21 protein-coding genes are annotated in these 17,745 nt (G+C 64.2%); 12 read left to right on the forward strand and 9 right to left on the reverse strand.

The genetic code is table 11. From position 1 onward, the window contains the following. Positions 1-57: 57 nt before the first annotated feature. From pstB to F600_RS0109420, 6 genes are all read right to left on the reverse strand, one after another. The gene (gene pstB / locus F600_RS0109395; RefSeq protein ID WP_018160354.1) at positions 58-834 is read right to left on the reverse strand and encodes a phosphate ABC transporter ATP-binding protein PstB; all 777 of its coding nucleotides are present in this window, start codon (positions 832-834) and stop codon (positions 58-60) included. A gap of 23 nt (positions 835-857) precedes the next feature. After that, positions 858-1,775, reverse strand: a complete 918-nt coding sequence (pstA, locus tag F600_RS0109400; RefSeq protein ID WP_018160355.1) for a phosphate ABC transporter permease PstA — start codon at positions 1,773-1,775, stop codon at positions 858-860. Beyond that, positions 1,775-2,746, reverse strand: a complete 972-nt coding sequence (gene pstC, locus F600_RS0109405) for a phosphate ABC transporter permease subunit PstC (RefSeq protein ID WP_018160356.1) — start codon at positions 2,744-2,746, stop codon at positions 1,775-1,777. The genes pstA and pstC overlap by 1 nt, the downstream gene beginning before the upstream one ends. Positions 2,747-2,870: 124 nt before the next feature. Then, the gene (gene pstS / locus F600_RS0109410; protein ID WP_018160357.1) at positions 2,871-3,962 is read right to left on the reverse strand and encodes a phosphate ABC transporter substrate-binding protein PstS; all 1,092 of its coding nucleotides are present in this window, start codon (positions 3,960-3,962) and stop codon (positions 2,871-2,873) included. A gap of 183 nt (positions 3,963-4,145) precedes the next feature. Further along, positions 4,146-5,024, reverse strand: a complete 879-nt coding sequence (mshD, locus tag F600_RS0109415) for a mycothiol synthase (protein WP_018160358.1) — start codon at positions 5,022-5,024, stop codon at positions 4,146-4,148. A gap of 1 nt (position 5,025) precedes the next feature. Continuing rightward, the gene (locus F600_RS0109420; protein WP_018160359.1) at positions 5,026-5,742 is read right to left on the reverse strand and encodes a winged helix-turn-helix transcriptional regulator; all 717 of its coding nucleotides are present in this window, start codon (positions 5,740-5,742) and stop codon (positions 5,026-5,028) included. A 160-nt stretch (positions 5,743-5,902) separates the two neighbouring features. Here F600_RS0109420 and F600_RS0109425 point away from each other — a divergent pair, with 160 nt between their 5' ends. The 8 genes from F600_RS0109425 to F600_RS31585 all read left to right on the forward strand — a co-directional run bounded on the left by F600_RS0109425 (position 5,903) and on the right by F600_RS31585 (position 11,226). Beyond that, entirely contained in the window at positions 5,903-6,673 is a 771-nt protein-coding gene (locus F600_RS0109425) for an LmeA family phospholipid-binding protein (protein WP_026306344.1), read from the forward strand. 5 nt (positions 6,674-6,678) lie between these two features. Further along, entirely contained in the window at positions 6,679-7,122 is a 444-nt protein-coding gene (locus F600_RS0109430) for a thioredoxin family protein (protein ID WP_018160361.1), read from the forward strand. A 240-nt stretch (positions 7,123-7,362) separates the two neighbouring features. Further along, on the forward strand, positions 7,363-7,863 hold the full coding sequence (locus tag F600_RS0109435; RefSeq protein WP_018160362.1) for a DUF4395 domain-containing protein: 501 nt from the start codon (positions 7,363-7,365) through the stop codon (positions 7,861-7,863). 54 nt (positions 7,864-7,917) lie between these two features. Continuing rightward, positions 7,918-8,757 carry a sulfurtransferase gene (locus F600_RS0109440; RefSeq protein WP_018160363.1) on the forward strand — a complete coding sequence of 280 codons (840 nt, stop codon included), beginning with the start codon at positions 7,918-7,920 and terminating at the stop codon, positions 8,755-8,757. Between the two features lie 27 nt (positions 8,758-8,784). Next, complete coding sequence (locus tag F600_RS0109445; RefSeq protein ID WP_018160364.1) at positions 8,785-9,087, forward strand: DUF1416 domain-containing protein; 303 nt, start codon at positions 8,785-8,787, stop codon at positions 9,085-9,087. Between the two features lie 350 nt (positions 9,088-9,437). Next, on the forward strand, positions 9,438-10,106 hold the full coding sequence (locus F600_RS0109455) for a heme-binding beta-barrel domain-containing protein (protein ID WP_018160366.1): 669 nt from the start codon (positions 9,438-9,440) through the stop codon (positions 10,104-10,106). A gap of 40 nt (positions 10,107-10,146) precedes the next feature. Next, the gene (locus F600_RS0109460) at positions 10,147-10,953 is read left to right on the forward strand and encodes an ATP-grasp fold amidoligase family protein (protein ID WP_018160367.1); all 807 of its coding nucleotides are present in this window, start codon (positions 10,147-10,149) and stop codon (positions 10,951-10,953) included. Positions 10,954-11,058: 105 nt separating this feature from the next. Continuing rightward, on the forward strand, positions 11,059-11,226 hold the full coding sequence (locus tag F600_RS31585) for a hypothetical protein (RefSeq protein ID WP_018160369.1): 168 nt from the start codon (positions 11,059-11,061) through the stop codon (positions 11,224-11,226). Between the two features lie 72 nt (positions 11,227-11,298). On the opposite strand, the gene F600_RS0109470 is transcribed toward F600_RS31585, so the two are convergent. Next, positions 11,299-12,153: an aminodeoxychorismate lyase gene (locus F600_RS0109470; RefSeq protein ID WP_040631033.1), complete on the reverse strand. Its 855-nt coding sequence runs from the start codon at positions 12,151-12,153 to the stop codon at positions 11,299-11,301. A 60-nt stretch (positions 12,154-12,213) separates the two neighbouring features. On the opposite strand from F600_RS0109470, the gene F600_RS0109475 reads away from it, so the two are divergent. From F600_RS0109475 to F600_RS0109490, 4 genes are all read left to right on the forward strand, one after another. Beyond that, positions 12,214-12,810 carry an LURP-one-related family protein gene (locus tag F600_RS0109475; RefSeq protein ID WP_018160371.1) on the forward strand — a complete coding sequence of 199 codons (597 nt, stop codon included), beginning with the start codon at positions 12,214-12,216 and terminating at the stop codon, positions 12,808-12,810. Positions 12,811-12,843: 33 nt separating this feature from the next. After that, entirely contained in the window at positions 12,844-13,920 is a 1,077-nt protein-coding gene (gene ygfZ / locus F600_RS0109480; protein ID WP_018160372.1) for a CAF17-like 4Fe-4S cluster assembly/insertion protein YgfZ, read from the forward strand. Then, positions 13,917-14,549 (forward strand): MOSC domain-containing protein, encoded by a 633-nt coding sequence (locus F600_RS0109485; RefSeq protein WP_018160373.1) that lies wholly within the window; start codon positions 13,917-13,919, stop codon positions 14,547-14,549. The genes ygfZ and F600_RS0109485 overlap by 4 nt, the downstream gene beginning before the upstream one ends. Positions 14,550-14,707: 158 nt before the next feature. Next, complete coding sequence (locus F600_RS0109490; RefSeq protein ID WP_018160374.1) at positions 14,708-14,908, forward strand: DUF3073 domain-containing protein; 201 nt, start codon at positions 14,708-14,710, stop codon at positions 14,906-14,908. A gap of 71 nt (positions 14,909-14,979) precedes the next feature. On the opposite strand, the gene purM is transcribed toward F600_RS0109490, so the two are convergent. After that, positions 14,980-16,044 (reverse strand): phosphoribosylformylglycinamidine cyclo-ligase, encoded by a 1,065-nt coding sequence (purM, locus tag F600_RS0109495; RefSeq protein WP_018160375.1) that lies wholly within the window; start codon positions 16,042-16,044, stop codon positions 14,980-14,982. Positions 16,045-16,138: 94 nt separating this feature from the next. Next, complete coding sequence (gene purF, locus F600_RS0109500) at positions 16,139-17,668, reverse strand: amidophosphoribosyltransferase (protein WP_018160376.1); 1,530 nt, start codon at positions 17,666-17,668, stop codon at positions 16,139-16,141. Positions 17,669-17,745: the final 77 nt, after the last annotated feature.

The following is a 17,745-nucleotide window of genomic DNA, read 5'->3' on the forward strand; positions in this document are numbered from 1 at the left end:
ACCAAACCGACGAAAGCCCAGCCCCATTCGGGACTGGGCTTTCTCTCGCCTGGTGGATTATCCGAAGCGACCCGAGATGTAGTCCTCGGTCGCCTTGACCTTCGGGTTCGAGAAGATCGTCTCGGTGTCATCGATCTCGATGAGCCGGCCGGGCTTGCCCTGCGCCTCGAGGTTGAAGAACGCCGTCTGGTCACTCACGCGCGCAGCCTGCTGCATGTTGTGCGTGACGATGACGATCGTGTAGTTCTGCTTGAGCTCAGTGATGAGGTCCTCGATCGCCAGTGTGGAGATCGGGTCCAGCGCCGAACACGGCTCGTCCATGAGAAGCACGTCCGGCTCAACCGCGATGGCGCGAGCGATGCAGAGACGCTGCTGCTGACCACCGGACAGGCCACCACCCGGCTTGTCCAGGCGGTCCTTGACCTCGTTCCAGAGGTTGGCACCGCGCAGCGACCGCTCGGCGACCTCGTCCAGCTTCTTCTTGTCCTTCACACCAGCGAGCCGCAGGCCGGCCACGACGTTGTCCTTGATCGACATCGTCGGGAACGGGTTCGGGCGCTGGAACACCATGCCGATGGTCCGGCGGACACCGACCGCGTCGACGTCGGCAGCGTAGATGTCTTCGCCGTCGAGCAGGATCGAGCCTTCGACGCGGGCACCCGGGGTGACCTCGTGCATGCGGTTGAGTGAGCGAAGAACGGTCGACTTACCGCAACCCGACGGGCCGATGAAGGCAGTGACGTTGCGCGGCGGAACCGACATCGTCACGTCCGAAACGGCGTGGAACGCGCTGTAGTAAATGTTGACGTCTTTGAGATCAAGGCGTTTGACCATGGTATTTCCCTCGGTTTCCAGACTCAGTGAGTCTTCGGAGCAAGCAGTCGCGACGCGAGAGCGGCCAGGCCGCTCAGCGCTGCGATGAGAAGAATCAGCGTGAGGGCAGTACCCCAGATACGCAGATCGCCGGCGGCTTCGGAGTTGGCTCGTTCGGTGAAGATCAGCAGCGGCAGCGAGGCCATGTTGCCCTCGAAGATGTCGAAGTTGATCGACTTGCTGTATCCGACGAGCACCAGAACCGGTGCGGTTTCACCCATGACACGGGCGGTGGCCATCAGGACACCGCTGATGATGCCGGAGATCGCGGTCGGCAGAACGACCTTGAGGATCGTCTTCCACTTCGGAATGCCGAGCGCGTACGACGCCTCGCGGAGCGAGTCCGGCACGAGCTTGAGCATTTCCTCGGTGCTTCGCACGACGACCGGCAGCATGAGCAGAACCAGCGCGAACGAGACCGCGAGGCCGCTTCGGCCGAAGCCCATCGTCGCGATCCAGGCCGCGAAGACGAACATGGCGGCGACGATCGACGGCACACCGGCGAGAACGTCAACGGTGAACGTGGTGACCTTGGCGAAGCGTCCGCGTCCGTATTCGACGAGGTAGATGCCGCACATAATGCCCAGAGGCACCGAGATCAGCGCGGCGATACCGGCCTGGACGAACGTTCCATAGATCGCGTGGTAGACACCGCCACCGAAGTCTTCCGGCAGCACACCCTTCATCGAGTGCGTCCACCAGTCGATGCTGATGAGCGCGGAGTAGCCACGCTCGATCACGGTGAACAGAACCCACACGAGCGGGATCAGGGCGACGCCGAAGCACAGTATGAACACCGCAGTGGCGATGTTGTTCTTGACCTTGCGAGACGTGCTCGTCGACTGGAACGTCGGCTTCTTGACCGGACGATCCATCGTGGAGATTGTGGTGGTGGTAGCCATCAGCCATTCACCTTTCCGCCGGCCACGAATCGCGCTGCCGCGTTCACCACGAAGGTGAGCATGAAGAGCACGAAACCAGCCGCAATGTATGCACCCGTCGGCAGCGGCGAGGAGAACTCAGCGGCCGCGGAGGCGATCTTGGAGGCGAACGTGTAGCCGCCGTCGAAGACCGACCAATGTCCGGCGGTGACCGCGGTGCGCAGGATGATGAGGACCGCAACGGTCTCACCGAGCGCACGGCCGAGGCCGAGCATCGAGGCCGCGATCATTCCGCTCCGCCCGTACGGGAGAACGGTCATCCGGATGACTTCCCACTTCGTGGCGCCGAGCGCCAGCGCAGCTTCGACGTGTTCGGTCGGAGTCTGGCGGAAGACCTCGCGGGTGACCGAGGTGATGATCGGGATGATCATGACGGCCAGGACGATGCCGGCCGTGAAGATCGTGCCGCCACCGGTCAGCGAGACGTTTCCTGCTTTGAACAGGAAGATCCAACCGAAGGCGTCATTGAAGAACTGAGCGACCGGCTCGAGCTTGGGCGCGAGGATCAGGATTCCCCACAGACCGAACACGATCGACGGAACTGCCGCGAGCAGGTCGATGACCATCGAGAACGGCCGAGCCATGCGCTTGGGCGCGTACTGCGTCAGGAAGATCGCGATACCCAGCGAGACCGGTACGGCGATGACCAGTGCGACGACAGAGCTGAGCACCGTCACCATGAACAGGTCGGCAACACCGAAGTTCAGGTCGTTCTCGTTGTTGGTCGAGAACTCGGAACTCGTCAGGAAGTTCGCGTGGTTCGCCAGGAGCGACGGCCACGCCTTGATGAAGAGGAACAGTGCGATCAGCGCGATCGCAGAGACGATCAGAACACCTGATCCGGTGGCAAGGCCACTGAAGATCCGCTCCCCGAGGTGCTTCTGGGGTTGGGCCGAGATCTTCTTCGCGGCAACTGGGGTCGCGTCTGGCATAAGGTTCAGGTTATCCGTTCCCCGCCCGGAGGCCATCTCGTTCTGAGATGGCCCCCGGCCCGGAGTCACTTGGGTTCGGGTCGACATCAGCGGTCCGATCGCACTGTTCTACTTCGAATTTCGATCAGGAGATAGCTGCGATTGCAGCTTCCAGCTTGGCCTTGAAGGCCTCCGGAAGTGCGACGTAGCCGTCACCCGGGTCACCAGCGGCAGCAGCAGTCAGGAAGGCCTTGACTGCCTTTGCGACGTTGGCGTCCGCGTACTTCGAGCACACGATCTCGTAGGTGGCGAGCATGATCGGGTACGCACCAGCCGTGGTCGGCTTGTAGAACGACGAGGTGTCGAGAACGAGGTCGTTGCCCTCGCCCTTGATCTTGACGCTGTCGACAGCCTTGGCAGCTGATTCCTTGCTCAGTTCGACCGCGTCCGGACCAGCCGAGGTGACGATCTTGGCAACGTTGAGGTCCTTGGCGAACGACCACTCCATGTAGGAGATGGCACCCTCGGTGGACGAAACGGCAGACTTGACGCCGTCGCTCTTGTCCGCACCCTCGCCGACGCCGCCGCCGAAGGCCTTGCCCTTACCGGTGTAAGCGCCGTCCGAAGCCGCCGCGAGGTACTTCTGGAAGTTGTCGGTGGTGCCCGACTCGTCGCTACGGAAGACGACGACGATCGGCTTGTCCGGGAGGTTCTTGCCCGAGTTCAGCGCGGCGATGGCCGGGTCGTTCCACTTGGTGATCTCGCCCTTGAAGATCTTGGCGAGGGTCGGTCCGTCGAACGCGACACCCTCGACACCCGGGAGGTTGTACGCAACCGCGATCGGGCCGAAGACCGTCGGGAGGTTCCAGGCGTCGCTGCCGCAACGTGCCTTGGCCTTCTCGATCTCGCCCTTGTCCGCGTTGAGCGGCGAGTCCGAGCCGGCGAAGTCGGTCAGGCCGGCGAGGAAGTCCGAGACACCCTGTCCCGATCCGGTCGGGTTGTAGTCCAGGGTGTAGCCGGAGCACGAAGCCTCGTAGTTGGCGATGAAGCGCTCCATGGCGTTCTTCTGGGCGCTCGAGCCGCTGGCGGCGAGCTTCTGCTTGCCTGCGCAGATCTTGGCGTCAACGGTGCTGGCACCGCCGGCCGAGTTGGTGTTGTTGTCGCTGCCACAGGCCGACACAAGAAGGGCACCAGCAGCGAGGAGGCTGACTGCTGCACCTGAACGCTTGAGCTTCACAGATGTCCTTAACGTTTTGGGTGAGGCCGTCTGCCCCACCTATCCAGGGATATCGAAAGTTGTTCATCCCTGTCTTGGGATCTTTTGCTTTCGGTGAGAAAGCTAAGGAACGTCAATGAACGTGGAAGTGGTAAAAGCTGAACGGAAGGTGAACAGCAGATGTCTCCGCTGGTAGATCCGCTTTTACGAAGGGCCGTTTGTGGCATAAGCCACGTCAACGGCGTGCTTTTTAAACCCAAGATCGCGATATACGGCGAGCGCCGGACGGTTATTTCCTTCAACATATAGGGCAACTGTCTTCGTGCCATTGTTGCGCAAATAATTGAGTCCCGCCGAAGTAAGAGCTCGACCGAGCCCACTGCCTTGCTGATTCGGGTCGACGGCGACGATGTAAACCTCACCAAGATCACTACCGGGCTGGCGTTTTGTCCAGTGGAAGCCTCGGATCGTGTCGCCTGGCCCGGGCGCGATGAGCAGTCCGCCCGGATCGAACCACTCTGATTCCCGCCGATTATCGATTTCCCGCTGCGTCCAGCCACCTTGTTCCGGGTGCCAGGCGAAGGCCGCATTGTTGACGCGGAGCAATTCCGCATCGTCGGACGGGCCGGCGTAAGAACGGATCGGAATGTCGGGAACGGCGAATTCTTCGTCGAGCGGCCGCCGGAGTTGCAGTAACTCGCGAACGACCGTCAGGTTGAGGTCCGCCGCGGCCGCGCGCGCCGCCTCGAGGTCGCCGTGTGCCCACAAACGAGTCGACGGTCCTCCGCGTTCGAAAACCGCAGTGATCATTTGTCGACCGATGCCTTGCCGCCGCATCGCCGGCGCCACCACGACCTCGGCCATCGGATCGTGGCCCGCACGGGGTTCGACGAGGCTCGCGTAGCCAGCAACGGTGTCACCCGCCCACGCCAGAAGATGCGCGTACCCGGGTTCGCCGTCGAGCGCGTGCCGACCGGGCTCCCCCACCGCATTGACGCCGTCATGCTCGGACGCCTGTTCGAGAATCTGCCGAACGACGTCGGCCTCCCAAGCTTGGAGAACCGGAGACCAGACGAGTCGCAAACTATTCGTCTTCTTCGGAGTCCGGGAAAGTGACGTGATCGCCCTTGGAGCGACCCGGCCGAACGGCCTTGTAGCCGACGTTGCGGACGGTACCGATGAGTGCCTCGTACTCGGGACCGAGCTTCGCGCGAAGGCGTCGAACGTGGACGTCCACGGTGCGGGTACCACCGAAGAAGTCGTAGCCCCACACCTCCTGCAGCAGCTGGGCGCGGGTGAACACTCGGCCCGCGTGCTGCGCGAGGTACTTGAGGAGTTCGAACTCCTTGTAAGTGAGGTCGAGCGGACGGCCCTTGAGTCGAGCCGTGTAGGTGCCCTCGTCGATCACGAGTTCACCGAGCGTGATCTTGCCCGACGCCTCCGCATTGGTCTGGCCACCGACGCGGCCCACGAGCAGACGCAGACGAGCGTCGAGTTCAGCCGGACCGGTTCCGGGCAGGAGGATGTCGTCGAGGCCCCAGTCGGCGCTGACCGCAACGAGCCCACCCTCGGTCAGAACCGCGACCACGGGCAGCGACGAACCGGTCGTGCCGAGGAGGCGACACAGTCCGCGCGCGGCAGCCAAATCGGTGCGTGCGTCGACGAGTGCGATGTCTGCGCTACCGGCTTCGAGGAGCGAGGAGACCTCGGTCGGTGCCGGGCGAACGGTGTGCGGAAGCAGCGCCAGAGAAGGAAGGACCGACTCGTAGTTCGGATCGGACGTCAGCAGAAGAAGCTCCATGGTCCCCTCCGCTCTTGAATCTGATCCACCCGCACGCGAATTGCCTTGCGCAACAGATTAGCGTGACGAACTGCTTCAGCGACGACTGGCACGAAGAAACACACACCCCGTTCTCCGGGCTGGCTCCGCGCGACGACGCGGTGTAGTCACAATGGAGACCATGCGGAAGCTCATCATCGGTCTCCTGGTCGCGGCGGCAGTCTTCGTGCTGACCGATTTCAGCGCGGCCGCCTACTGCGAGTACCGCTTGTCGAAGGCACTCCGCGAGCACAGCCAACTATCGACCGACCCCGAGGTCACGATCCACGGCGTGCCCTTCACAGTCGCCGCGATCCGCGGCAAGTTCCCCCAGGTCGAGATTCGAGCCCGGGGCGTCCACCGCGACCAGATGCGCAATACCTACATCGAGGCCTTGCTGAGCGATGTGGAAATCAGTGGCGGCAAGCTGTTCGCCGGCGACTACGCCGACGCCAAGGTCGAGACGATTCTGGGCCGCATGCGAATCGACGTCACCGAACTCGGCCAGCAGCTCGGCATTCCGGACCTCGAGATCGTGCCCAAGAGCGAGCAGAAGGTAAAGGAGGCCGACCAGGACGCCCTGCCGACCAACGACGGCGTCGTGTTCTCGGGCACGGTCCTCGCCGGCGGCAAGAAGGTCAAGGTCAATGTGCGCGCCAACCTCTTCATCAGTGCGGGCGCGCTGCGGATCGTTGCACAGGAGCTGGTGGTCGACCCGGACGAAGGCCTGCCCGCGGAGATCACCGAGGCCGACCAGCCGGCGATCGTCGCCCGCTTCAGCACGGTGATCAACAAGCTGGTCCTGCCGTTCGGCGCGATCCCGCGCAAGGCCTGGGCCGAAGGTACTCAGATCGTCATCGAAGGCACGTCGACCAAGGTCGAGGTCGCCCTCGACGATCTGCAGATCAAGTAGGTGCGATGAGCGGCAGTGTTTACCCGGTGATCATCGGCCTGATCGCGCTCGCATTGGCGACCGCAGCCGGGCTGTGGCTGAACAAGCGGGACGGCGAGATCCGGCATGCGGCGATCGACGAGTCAGAGGAGCTCCTCGCCCTACTGACCGAGGTCGGGTTCACCGGCGCCGGACCAGCTGTGGTGCATTTCTCGGCGGACTGGTGCGCGCCCTGCAAGGCCGTCGCTCGGGTCGTCAGCGGCGTCACGAACGATCTTGCGGACTCGCCGCACCCGCCGCAGGACCTGGAAGTCGACATCGACGAAAACCCAATTCTGTCAAGGTATTTGCGGGTTCTGTCGCTGCCCACGACGTTCATCATCGACCGCGACGGCGCGCAGAAGTTCCGCGCCGCGGGGGTGCCTGGTGCCACTGACCTGCGGACTGTTCTCGAACCCCTCAGCCACTGACTAATTTGCATACATGGCCGTAGCGAAAATTTCCGCGTAAACTCGCCGACGTGTATTACCGCTCCGAGCTCATGCTCACTCGACGCCGCACAGTTGATCTGTGCCGGTTGAGCGGTACCTGTTGTCGCCCCTGCTGCTGATCCCCTCGGCCATTCCGGCCACCAGATCCGCGTGTATTGCCCGGCAGAGCTCTGTTCATCGAGCCATGGGTCTGCACACAAACACAGGAGCTTCTCCCACATGTCCGCATCGTCAGAACAAACCCTGACCACCACCAGCGGCACGACGGTCAAACCCGCACTCGACCAGGTCGATGTCCGCGGTCCGCGTTTCGCTGCCTGGGTCACGACGGCCGTCCTCGTTGCCGTTCTCGCGATCCTCGCCTTCTCCCCGCCACTCGCGGCACTCGTGCTCGCCGCTCAGACCGTGGTCTTCCTGGTCGGCGCCATCGTCGGCCCGCGTCGACACCCGTACGGCCGGATCTACAGCCGCTTCATCCAGCCCCGCCTCGGCCCGGTCACCGAGAAGGAACCCGCCGCACCGCTGCGGTTCGCCCAGGGCGTCGGTTTCGTCTTCGCCGGAGTCGGCCTAGTCGCCCTCACTTTCGGCGCCACGACGGTAGCGTCCGTTGCGGTCGGATTCGCACTGTTCGCGGCGTTCCTCAACGCGGCGTTCGCGATCTGCCTCGGCTGCTTGATCTACCCGTTCGCAGCTCGACTCGTCAGTCGCCAGCCCGCATAGTCGCGGCCGACCGACGCACCTCCGTAGAACTTCACATCCGAAAGGGACTTCATCATGGCCCGCTCCGACGTTCTCGTCTCGGCCGACTGGGTTGAGCAGAACCTCGACACCCCCGGCATCGTTCTCGTCGAGGTCGACGAAGACACCACCGCCTACGACGGCGGACACATCAAGGGCGCCATCAAGCTCGACTGGCGCAAGGACCTGCAGGACCAGGTTCGCCGCGACTTCGTCAATCGCGAGCAGTTCTCCGCACTGCTCTCCGAGCGCGGCGTCTCGAACGACGACACCGTGATCCTCTACGGCGGCAACAACAACTGGTTCGCCGCCTACGCGTACTGGTACTTCAAGCTCTACGGCCACGCCGACGTCAAACTCCTCGACGGTGGCCGCAAGAAGTGGGAACTCGACGGTCGCGACCTGTCCGCCGACGCCGTCTCGCGTCCGGCCACCGACTACAAGGCCGCCGAGCAGGACCTCACGATTCGGGCTTTCCGCGACGAGGCGATCGCAGTCTCCAATGACGGATCGAAGAACCTCATCGACGTCCGCTCCCCCGACGAGTTCGCTGGCCGCATCCTCGCGCCGGCACACCTGCCGCAGGAACAGAGCCAGCGTCCCGGCCACATTCCGGGTGCGCTCAACGTGCCGTGGAGCAAAGCGGCCAACGAGGACGGCACGTTCAAGTCCGACGACGAGCTCACGTCGCTCTACGGTGCCGCCGGCCTCGACGGCTCGAAGTCGACCATCGCGTACTGCCGGATCGGCGAGCGTTCCTCGCATACCTGGTTCGTCCTGCGGGAACTCCTCGGCCACGAGGACGTCAAGAACTACGACGGCAGCTGGACCGAATACGGCTCGCTCGTCGGCGCACCGATCGCACTCGGCGACTAGCCGACAGACAACAGGGGGAATTGGAGAATGTGCGGAGCACCAGCACAGGGACAGGTTCTGCCGGCGGGCATCAACCTGGAGAAAGAGACGGTCATCACCGGCCGGATCGTGAAGTCCACCGGTGAAGCGGTCGGCGGCGCGTTCGTCAGACTGCTCGACAAGACCGGCGAATTCACCGCCGAGGTGGTGGCGTCGGCGACTGGAGCGTTCCGCTTCTTCGCAGCTCCGGGCACCTGGACTGTCCGGGCCCTCTCCAAGTCCGGCAACGGCGACGTGACGCTGACCCCGCAGTCCGCGGGAATTCACAACGTCGACGTCCAAGTGGACTAGGCCGTGTCTGGCAATTCCTGGCCGTAGCGAGCGGCGGTCAGGTGCGCGGGATGCAAGGCGGACGAGGAGCACATAGCGGAGCTATATGCGACGAGGACAACGCCGCAGGCCGTGTGCCTGGGCGCCGCGCAGCAGGTCACGGGATTGCCAGACATGGCCCCGCTCCATAACGACCGAACAACTCCTTCCGGATCCGACATCCGGGAGGAGTTGTTCGTTTCCCCTAATAACGAGTTCCTGACTAGGATGTTCGCCATGGTGCTTTTCTTCGAGACCCTTCTCGTCCTGGCATCGCTGCTGATCACCTGGTTCGCGGTGTACGTGCTGTACCGGTTGGTCACTGACGAGTCGTGACGTCCCCTGACGATCGCCTTTCTGGCGACGAAGCGATCGCCAATGCCGAAGTCCGTGCACAGGAAACGGGCAAACGCAATATTCCGGTGATGCCTGGCCTCGTCGCGCCCGATGAGACTGCCAACCTGCGTTTTGGGCCGAACCTCAGCGATGCCCTGCTCGCACTGCTGCCGATGGTCGGCGTCTGGCGTGGCGTGGGTGAAGCCATCGATCTGCACAGCGGCGAGCCGGACGGCCCAGGCGAGAGCTACCGGTTCGGCCAGCAGATCGTCGTATCGCACGATGGCGGCGACTACCTGAACTGGGATTCGCGCTCCTGGCGTCTCACCGAAGACGAAGAATTCCACTCCCCGCACCTGCGTGAGACCGGCTTCTGGCGCGTCGCGACCGGCGACGATGTTCCCGACGGCGAGTCGCTCGAACTCGTCCTGGCTCATTCGACCGGAATCGTCGAGCTGTACTACGGCGCCGCGCTGACGCAATCGTCCTGGGAACTCGCGACCGACGTCGTCATTCGTTCGCAGACCAGCATCGTCGTCGGTGGTGCGAAGCGGCTCTACGGAATCGTCGACGGCGGCGACCTCGCATACGTCGAGGAGCGCATCGACGCCGACGGCGAACTTCGGCCGCACATCTCCGCGCGCCTCGCCCGCTACGTCGGCTAGGGGTATGCGCTAACTTGAGCGCATCGACACTTCCGCACTCGTGACCATCGCTCGGCGAGCGCTCGTCTACGTCTATCGCCACCGGCGACTGCCGAACTGGCACAATCCGAAACGCTTCACCGACAAGGTCAACTGGCGGATCGTTCGCGACCGCCGCGACGTCTTGATCGGCACATGCGACAAGCTCGCAATGAAGCGACGCGTAGCGTCGGTCGCCGCCGTTCGTGTCCCGCAGACCTACTGGACCGGCACTGACCTGCGCGAACTTGCGTTGGTCGACCTGCCCGGCGACTGGGTGCTCAAGCCCAATCATCGGACCGCGAAGGTCATATTCGGCCAGAACAAGCCCGACATCGAGACCCTCATCGCGCAAACCGACGGCTGGCTCGATGAGGAGAATTGGGCGCAGTCGGGCGAGTGGGCGTACGGCCACTCGGCGCGCGTGTTCCTCGTCGAGGAACGCATCGGCACCGGACCGAAGCCGCCGGTCGACTACCAGTTCTACGTCTACGACGGCGTGGCGAAGTACGCGATGGTCATCACCGGGCGACCGTCGGACACGACCGCGACGTTCTACGACCGCGACTGGTGCCGCGTCGCGAGCAACCCGGGCGGCGAGCACCTCCCCCACGCGGACGCGCCGCCGAACCTCGATGAGATGTTCGAGGTCGCCGGACGGATCGGTCGCGGTTTCGACTTCATCCGGGTCGATCTCTACAACGTCGACGGCACCATCTGGTTCGGCGAGACGACGCCCTACCCGGTCAGCGGAATGGGCCGGTTCGTGCCCGATGATTTCGATTTCGAACTGGGGAGCCACTGGCAGTTGCCATCGTCGACTCGCTGAGTCCGGTCACAACTTGTTTTCAGTCCCGGCATGTTCGGTGTTCGGCGCGAATATCGGATCCACCATTGGCTACATGCTCGACGACGATGTCAGCCTGGAGGTCCCGTGAAGCCTGCTAGCGAACTCAGCGACGCCGAACTCGCGTCCGAATTCCGCGCGGTCGCCCGCCTGCGCCACGAAGGTCCTTCGTCGTCGGCCGAGCAGTTGATCCGGCGACAAACCGCCGTGCTCGACGAGATGACCCGTCGGGCCGAGCGCGCGTACGAGGTCTGAGCGACCCAAGGTCTCTCGCACAGGGGTCTGTACAGAACTGGAGTTTCGTACAGACCGACCGGGACAAGAAACTTACCCCCCGATGGTGGCAACCGCCTGGTCGACCATCTCCGCGATCTCCGCTGCAACCGCCGGAACGGCGAGGCTACGTCCGTCGAGAGTGTGCACGAGCGCACCCAAGGCCACGCTCGACATGAGCCACAGCCCGTCGGCGTTGTCCAGGTCCGCCCGCTCGAGGGGCACATATTCGCAGGTGTAGCCCCGATTCTGGGCCACCGCGAACAACGCGCGCTGCGTGGTGCCGGGCAGAATTCCGAACTCGGTCGGCGGGGTCAGCAGCGTGCGCCCACGCGTGATGACGACCGTCGAGCGGGGCCCCTCGAGGACCTTCCCGTCGGTGCTGATGAATACGACGTCATCGGCACCCTCTCGGCCCGCGTGCCGCAGCGCCGCCATATTGGTCGCGTACGACAGCGTCTTGGCCCCGAGTAGCTGCCACGGTGCGACCTTGGCCAGGTCGGTCGAGAACCCGCGTTCGAGCGTGACGACGCCGATTCCGTTGGCCCGGCCGTTGACGATCCGTTCGGGCACCTCGGTCACGGTGACGAGCGCGGTCGGTTCACCGCCGCTCTCCCGTCCGCGGGTCAGCAGGAGCCGCATCATGCCCTCGTTGGCCACTCCCCATTCGCGGACGGCAATGTCGATAGCATTTCGCCAGGTTTCGAGGTTCGGCTCCGACAGATCCAGCATTGCCGCCGAAGTCGCAAGCCGGGCGAGGTGCCAGCCCACGACGCACGGCCGCCCCTCGCGGACAAGAATCGTCTCGAAGCACCCGTCGCCGCGCACGAATCCGCTGTCATCGCTGTGCAGAATCGGCTGGTCAGCATCGAGAATCCGCCCATCGAGAGTCACCAGCAAGCGCGTCATGAACACAGCGTATTTCGCGGTCGGGCTATGTGTTGGCAAAGTTTCGGCACACTGGGGTTCATGACCCAGCCGATGTACGTGCCGAAGTTCTTCATTCGCCAGCGCATCACCCTCATGGTGAATCGCTACGAGGTCCACGCGGCGAATCCAGACGGCACCGAGGGTCCGCTGTGGGCGTTCGCCGAGCAGAAGCGCATGAAGCTGCGCGAGGAGATCAACTTCTTCGCCGACGAGTCGAAGACGCGACGAGTGTTCTCATTCCGGGCCCGGCAGCGCCTCGACGTGCATGCCGAACATGACGTGTACGACGAGAACGGCCAGCCGATCGGTTGGTTCAAGAAGGAATTCGGTGCCAGCCTGCTCCGGTCGACCTGGACGATGGCCTCGCCGAACCTGCAGGCCCGCGGCCAGGAACGCCGCCTGTTCATCGCCATCCTCCGCCGCATCTGGGATCTCATCCCCTACCTCGGCGACATCTGGGTCCCGTTCGTGTTTCACTTCGACTTCGCCGACACCACGACGGGTCAGCCGGTGATGACGAGCGAACGGCAGAAGGCGATCCGCGACCGCTACACGATCACCGTCCAGGACCCGCGTCTGGACTTCCGGGTCGCCGCATCCATGGCCGTGGCTCTTGACGCCCTACAGAGCCGATAAGAGGCACGCACGGCCCGTCACTACACTGAAATCGTGGCCGAATCACCGCTAGAGCTGTCGAAGAAGCCGGGCGCTGTCCTCGGTTTACCCGATTCACCCGACAGCACTGTCGCCTGGCACTACGGCGATCCACTCACTGAACAGCGGAACGCGCTGGCAAATGGCGCGGTGATCGACCGTTCGAACCGGTTCCTGATCACGATCACGGGTCCGGAGCGGCTGAGTTGGCTCAACACCATCAGCAGCCAGCTGGTCACCGGCCTCGGCAATGGCGAGTCGGCCGAGAACCTGATCCTCGACGTCAACGGCCGCGTCGAGCACCACTTCGTTCTGACCGACATCGGCGAGACGGTATGGATCGACACCGAGGGGTCGCGCGGGCCGGACCTACTCAAGTACCTGCAGCGGATGGTGTTCTGGGCGAAGGTCGAGGTTTCGGCCGCTGAGGACTACGTGCTGCTGAGTCTCGTCGGCCCGGTCAAGCTGCCGGAGATCCTGCATCGTCCGTACGAGGCGACGAAATTCGCGGGCGGATTCATCCGGATGATGCCGTGGCCCACCAATCCGGCGTATGACGTCGTCATCCCACGTGCAAACCTCGAAGACGTCTGGCGCGAGCTGCACCTCTCCCCCGCCGGCATGTGGACCTACGAGGCCTTCCGAGTGGCGGCCCTCAAGGCCCGCCTCGGCGTCGACACCGACGAGAAGACCATCCCGCACGAAGCGAACTGGATCGGCGGTGTTGACGAACTCGGTGCGGTTCACCTCAACAAGGGCTGCTACCGCGGTCAGGAGACGGTCGCGCGGGTCCACAACCTTGGCAAGCCGCCGCGTCGGCTCGTCCTGCTGCACCTCGATGGATCGAGCGACGAACGTCCCGCCACCGGTGACGCGGTCACCGCTGCGGGGCGGGTCGTCGGTCGCGTGGGCACCGTCGTCGATCACTTCGAATACGGTCCGATCGCGCTCGCGCTGATCAAGCGCAACGTGCCTGCAGATACGGCATTGACCATCGGAACGACCGCCGCCGCGATCGACGCCGACAGCTACCACGACGACGATCGGGTCCAGCCTGGTCGCGCCGCGATCGAGAGGCTGCGCGGCAGATGACGGGACGAATTCTCGCCGTCTGCCTGGTCCACAAAGACATCCCCGCGCCCGGCAAGGCCGGCAAGTCGGCTATCGACAAACGTCCGGTTGACGGCCCGGTCATCGCCCGCTCGCTCGGGCTCGACGGCGACCATCAATGCAACACCCACGTGCATGGCGGCGTCGACAAGGCGGTTTACGCCTATGCCGAGGAAGACGCCCGCCGTTGGCAGGACGAACTCCGTCGGGACATGCTGCCGGGTTCGTTTGGCGAGAACCTCCGCATGGAGGGTGTCGCGTGCAGCGATGCCGTGATCGGCTCACGGTGGGCCGTGGGCGGTTCCGTACTCGAAGTCGTCGGTCCGCGCACGCCCTGCTCGGCCTTCCAGATGTTCACCGGCGAAGACAACTGGGTGAAGCGATTCTCCGACCGCGGGGACACGGGAACGTACCTCCGAGTCGTCAAAGAAGGCCCGATCACCGCTGGCGATGCGGTCACGCTCGTGCACGTCCCAGCGCACGGTGCCACGAATCGTGATGTCTTCCATGGGCTTAACGTCGATCGACTCGAGCGGCTCCTGGCTGAAGAACCGACTCTCAGCGACGGGATTCGTGAGAAGGTCGAGAGGCATCTCGCCCGCGAATCCTGACGCGCGTCGAGTCAAAACGCCGACAACGATGTTGTGTGCGCCATCCGTGGCGGCGATAGCGTCATGAACACGCTAGAGTGTGTGGCAGGACAATAAACAATCAACGGGGCCGCCGAACACCCCTGGCGCCGCCCCGCAAAAGCGCGAGGGGGTTAGCCATGGGCCGCGGCCGGGCTAAAGCTAAGCAAACCAAGGTTGCACGCGAGCTGAAGTACAGCTCACCGAGCACAGACTTCACCCGCCTCCAACAGGAGTTGTCTGGTGGAACCAACTCGCAGCACAAGTCCGTCCTCGCGGATGAGCCCAAAGATCAGTGGGACGACGCAGACGATGACGACTACGGCAATTGGCGTCATTGACAACCTAGCTTGATAAACGAAAGATGGGGCCGACTGCGGGTCGGCCCCATCTTCGTATGTCTGTGCCACGTTCAGAAGCGCGGGTGCTCCCCGACCATGATCGCCCGCTCGCCAGCGTCTGCGGCCTTGCGGACAGTGCCGAGCGTCCAGGCCGAGATGTGCCGGGCCGTGAGTACAGCGAGGGCGCGGTCGACGTCCTCGGGTGCGACGATGGCGACCATTCCGACGCCCATGTTGAACGTCTTCTCCATCTCGGCGCGCTCGACGCGGCCACGCTGGCCGATCATGCGGAACACCGGAGCCGGCGCCCACGTCCCACGGTCGAGTTCGGCAACGAGGCCGTTCGGCATGACGCGGGCCAGGTTGGCCGCGAGTCCGCCACCGGTGACGTGCGCGAAGGTGCGAACCTCGGTCTCGGCGATGAGCGCGAGGCAGTCCTTTGAGTAGATGATCGTCGGCTCGAGAAGCTCTTCCCCGAGCGTGCGACCGAATTCCTCGATGTGGCCGGTCAGCGACATGCGGTCGATGTCGAGGAGGATCTTGCGGGCGAGGCTGTAGCCGTTGGAGTGCAGACCCGACGACGCCATCGCGATGACGACGTCACCCGGGCGGACCCGGTCCGGGCCCAGCACGGAGTCGGCTTCAACGACACCGACACCGGTCGCCGAGACGTCGTAGTCGTCCGCCGCCATGACACCTGGGTGCTCCGCGGTCTCGCCGCCGAGGAGGGCACAACCAGCCTTGATGCAGCCATCGGCGATCCCGCCGACGATCGCGGCCATGCGCTCCGGCACGACCTTGCCGACGGCGATGTAGTCCTGCAGGAACAGCGGCTCAGCACCGCACACGACGAGGTCGTCGACAACCATCGCGACGAGGTCCAGGCCGATGGTGTCGTGCTTGTCGAGAGCCTGCGCGATGACGATCTTCGTGCCGACGCCGTCGGTCGAGGCCGCGAGCAGCGGTTCCTTGTACTTCTTCAGCGCGAACAAGCCGGCGAAACCACCCAAGCCACCGCGAACCTCGGGTCGGCTGGCCCGCTTTGCAAGCGGTGCATAAAGTTCGACCGCGCGATCGCCCGCTTCGATGTCGACACCGGCAGCGGCGTACGAGGCGCCCTCGGTTCCCTTGGACATGTGGTTGTCTGCTCCAGATGATTTGTGGCGCTGGCCGGGCATGGTTGTGCCCGGATTGCGGGTTAAAGGCTACCGCAACGCATGGCCCGGCCGATTATGGGCGACTGAGAGCCGAAGCGTTGTCGTTCTTGTGCACCCGGGTTTCGGTCGACACCAAGGCCGTTTCGAGGATGTTCTTGCCGATGGCGTCCGACGGCAGTGCGATCGGGTACTTGCCATCGAAGCACGCGGTGCACAGGCGCGAGGCCGGTTGCTCCGATGCCGCGATCATGCCCTCGGTCGAGATGTAGCCGAGCGAGTCCGCGCCGATCGAGCGGCGAACTCCTTCGAGCATGTCCTCGACGGATTCTCCCCCGCGCGTGCCGCCGTTGTTGTTGGCGATCAGCTCGGCCGGCGACGCAAAGTCGATGCCGTAGAAGCACGGCCACTTGACCGGCGGCGACGCGATTCGAACGTGAATCTCGAGTGCGCCGGCTTCCCGCAACATGCGGATGAGCGCGCGCTGGGTGTTGCCGCGAACGATTGAGTCGTCGACGACGACGAGGCGCTTACCGCGGATGACCTCGCGCAACGGGTTGAGCTTGAGGCGAATACCGAGCTGGCGAATCGTCTGCGACGGCTGGATGAAGGTGCGGCCGACGTAGGCGTTCTTGGTGAGGCCCTGGCCGTACGGAATACCCGAACCCTGTGCGAAACCGATGGCCGCCGGGGTGCCGGACTCCGGAACCGGGATGACGAGATCGCCGTCCGCCGGGTGCTCCTTGGCGAGGCGGCGGCCGATCTCGACGCGAGCCGCATGGACCGAGCGACCCGCGATGACGGAGTCGGGACGCGCCAGGTAGACGTACTCGAAGACGCAACCCTTGGGCTCCGGAGCGGCGAAGCGGCTCGAGCGGACACCGTCGGCATCGATCGCGAGCAGTTCACCCGGCTCGATGTCGCGGACAAAGGAGGCGCCCACGATGTCGAGGGCCGAGGTCTCGCTGGCGACGACCCAGCCGCGGTCGAGACGACCGAGGCACAGCGGGCGAATGCCCCACGGGTCGCGCGCGGCGTAGAGGGTCTGCTCGTCCATGAAGGCGAGGCAGAAGGCACCGCGCAGCGTCGGAAGCAGTTCCATTGCCGCTTCTTCGATCGTGCGATCGGCGGCAGCGTTTGCCAGGAGGGCACCGAGGATGTCGGAGTCGGTGGTCGAGGCGATGGCACGCGGATCGTCGGTTATGCCGGCTTCCTGCGCCTTGCGCATCAGCTCGACGGTGTTGACGAGGTTGCCGTTGTGGCCGAGCGCGAGGCCCGAACCGACGGCGGTGGTGTGGAAGACCGGCTGGGCGTTCTCCCAAGTGGTCGAACCGGTGGTCGAGTAGCGGCAGTGACCGACGGCGACGTGACCCGGCATGGCGGCCAGGGTGCGCTCATCGAAAACCTGGCTGACGAGCCCCAGATCCTTGAAGACAAACATTTGCGAGCCGTCTGCGACAGCGATTCCCGCGGCCTCCTGGCCACGATGCTGCAACGCGTACAGACCGTAATAAGTGAGTTTCGCCACGTCTTCGCCTGGAGCCCAAACTCCGAACACGCCACACTCTTCACGAGGGTCTTGGTCCATCTGGGGTACCTCGGTCATGCAGCTATGCCAAACCGCTCGAATACAGGATCCTTGCAGGTCACCGGGCGCGCTCCCTCTTTGTGGCTGGCGGGCTA

Origin of the sequence: Smaragdicoccus niigatensis DSM 44881 = NBRC 103563 (assembly GCF_000380645.1) — a bacterium.
In the GTDB taxonomy this organism is placed as follows: domain Bacteria; phylum Actinomycetota; class Actinomycetes; order Mycobacteriales; family Mycobacteriaceae; genus Smaragdicoccus; species Smaragdicoccus niigatensis.